Origin of the sequence: Nocardia sp. JMUB6875, from assembly GCF_041154655.1 — a bacterium.
Classification (GTDB): Bacteria; Actinomycetota; Actinomycetes; order Mycobacteriales; family Mycobacteriaceae; genus Nocardia.
Genome location: NZ_BAAFGR010000353.1, coordinates 1 through 2,691 on the forward strand (window position 1 = coordinate 1; position 2,691 = coordinate 2,691).

Annotated in this window: 3 protein-coding genes; 2 read left to right on the forward strand and 1 reads right to left on the reverse strand. The window is 63.5% G+C overall.

What is annotated here, in order from left to right; genetic code table 11:
• On the forward strand, window positions 1–976 hold a 976-nt coding region (locus tag ACAM49_RS39685; RefSeq protein WP_369640664.1), incomplete at its 5' end, for an Rpn family recombination-promoting nuclease/putative transposase.
• A gap of 5 nt (window positions 977–981) precedes the next feature.
• Complete coding sequence (locus ACAM49_RS39690; protein ID WP_369640665.1) at window positions 982–1,275, forward strand: hypothetical protein; 294 nt, start codon at window positions 982–984, stop codon at window positions 1,273–1,275.
• A 165-nt stretch (window positions 1,276–1,440) separates the two neighbouring features.
• On the opposite strand, the gene ACAM49_RS39695 is transcribed toward ACAM49_RS39690, so the two are convergent.
• Window positions 1,441–2,457 carry a S8 family serine peptidase gene (locus ACAM49_RS39695; protein ID WP_369640666.1) on the reverse strand — a complete coding sequence of 339 codons (1,017 nt, stop codon included), beginning with the start codon at window positions 2,455–2,457 and terminating at the stop codon, window positions 1,441–1,443.
• Window positions 2,458–2,691 lie beyond the last annotated feature (234 nt).

Sequence of the window (2,691 nt, forward strand, 5' to 3'; positions counted from 1 at the left end):
TTTCCTGGGTCTGGCCACCGCGTCAGTATCGGCCAACACGGCGGACCTCACATCAGAGTCCATGTGCCACTCCTTGATTCGGAGTTACACCGTTGTTCTTACAGTCCCGACCGTCCTGCCGGAAGCCGCTGCGTCGCATCTGGATTGGGATGGCATGGAACTGCAGTCGTGCAGTTTTGTGCCGAAGGAGTTGCGGTCACGCTACACCGACGTGCTGTATCGGACCCGCTGGGATGATCGCGACGCCTTCGTGTTCATGCTGATCGAGCATCAAAGCAGCACGGACGAGTTGATGGCGTTCCGGATGCTCGAATACATGGTGGCGATCTGGAACCGCTACCTGCGACACAACCCGAAAGCACGTCTGCTGCCGGTCGTGATCCCGGTGGTGGTGCACTGCGATCCACGCGGGCATCGATGGAGCGCGCCGACCGAGCTGTCCGATCTGCTCGATATCAACTCGGACATGCGATTGGCATTGGGTGACTGCCTGCCCCGGCTGCGGTTTCTGCTGGACGACCTGGGCGCGGTCGATGTGGCGGCCCTGCGGGCGCGGAAACTGAGCGTGATGGCGAAGGTGCTGTTCGTGTCGCTGAAGATCGCGCCCGGCAATCCCCGGCTGGGTCACGATCTATTGCCACTCGAGGGCGAGTTGCGTGTGTTGATCGAGGACTACCCGGGCGAGTTCGACGAGGTGATGGCGTATCTTTGGAGTGTCGGTAAGACCGATGTCGCTGGCTTTGCACCGTTGATCGACCGGCTCGGTCCGCGAGCGAAGGAGATCATGATGACTACCGCCGAACAATTCCGCATCGAAGGGCGTACCGAGGCTTTGCTCGACCAGTTGGCGGTCAAGTTCGGGGCCGTGCCCGACCGGATCATCGGCACGGTGCGTGGGGCTGAGGCGGAGCGGCTGCGGGTGTGGGGTGCGCGGGTGCTCACCGCCGAGTCGCTGGACGAGGTATTTGCCGAGTAAGTCATATGTGGGGGCTCGCCGAGGTTTGCGGCGCGCCGGGACACGCTCGGATATCTGGCAGCCTCGAGGCGCGACCGAATGGCCTCGCTGACCGCCCCGCTCGAGCCGAGGAATCGACATCCGAGGTCGATCTCGAAACCGCCGAGATTACCGCCACCTTCCTCGTCGGCGGCTTCGCCGAACTGATCGCCACACTCCTCGCCGATACCAATCGATACCGCCGCGACACCGTGATCGACCGCTGCACCGACCTCTTCCTCACCGCCCGAGAAACCGCCCTGACCGCTGCCCGGAAATAGGCGTGCGTGCGGTCGGCACTGGTGGCGGATTTCCATGCTGATTACCTTCCTGCGGAACGGGCCGGGGTGAGCGCTTCGATGCCGGTGCATTTGGCGCTCGCCGCCTGATTGTCGCGAACGGATTCCGGCCGAGTGTGGTCCGCGAGGCCTGGTGGGTTTGGCAGGTCACAGTCCGCTGATATTCAGCAGCTTGTTCGGTGTGGTGCCATAAAGCCAGAACTGCGGCGGATCGATGATCGCGGGCGAAGCATGTTGCACCAGCCAGCTTTTCACCGTGCTCGAGGGAGCTTGGCCGAATTTCGCCTTGTACAGTGCCGCGGCACCGGCGGCATACGGCGCCGCGTGGGACGTGCCCGCGACCCGGTAACCGATCACGCCGCCCAGACCTGTGGTGAGGACGTTCTGTCCCGGCGCGAACAGGTCGACGCAACCGCCGTACGCGCTGCTCCAGACGGCAGTCTCACCGGATGGCGTGGTGAACGAGGAGTGCCGGACCACATGATCGGTTTGGTCGCTGGCTCCGACAACCAGCGGGCCGATCGCATTGGCCGGGGTGTTGGCACAGGCGTTCCAGTTGGACGATCCCGCATCGTCGCCGTCGATGATGTTGCCCGCCGAAACGGCGACGAAGACACCGGAATTCGCGAGCGCGTTGACCGCGTCCTCGAGCCCCGTCGAAATGGTGTAGTCGACCCAGTTCGAGGAGATGACGGCGACCGAGGGTCCTCGCTTCTTCGCGTCCTCGGTCACCCATTTGACGGCGTTCATGAACTCCACTGGGTCCGGGGCGGCGTGTGGTGTGTTGTAGGTCTTGACTCCCAGGATCTTGGCCTGCCTGGCCACGCCGTAGGTCGCACCGGCGGCTATGCCGGCCATCGCCGTGGCGTGGTCGTCGGTGGGGGTCCCGGAGAGACCGGTTTTGTCGAAGGCGTCGTACACGATGGAGGCGCGGCCCCCGAAGTCGGGATGGCCGACCTCGAGCCCACCGTCGATGACGTAGATGTTCACGCCCGCACCGTCGGAGGTGGTGGTGAAGCTGCCGTTGAGCGGCAGGGCGGATTGGTCGATCCGGTCCAGGCCCCAGCCCGGATTCGTCTGGGTCGCAGCGGAACTCGTCGCGCTGGACAAGGACAGCGCCAGGGCGCAGGCGAGCGCTCCGGCGGCATGTGGGGATCTCTTCACGGGAACAAAGTGAAATGTTTGCGCTTCGCAAATGCAAGGCTCGGTTGGCACCCTGACGAGGGCTGGTCCGGGGCGCGCGAATCGTCCTCGCGTTCAATCGAATTGTGTTAGCGCTGTCGGATTGGACTCGGGAATCGGGCAAAGTTCAATTCTGTTGCAACACGGCTTATTTCACTCGGATTCGGTTGCTCTGGGCTGTGTGTTGTGGAGCAGGAGGTTGGTGAAGGATTGGGC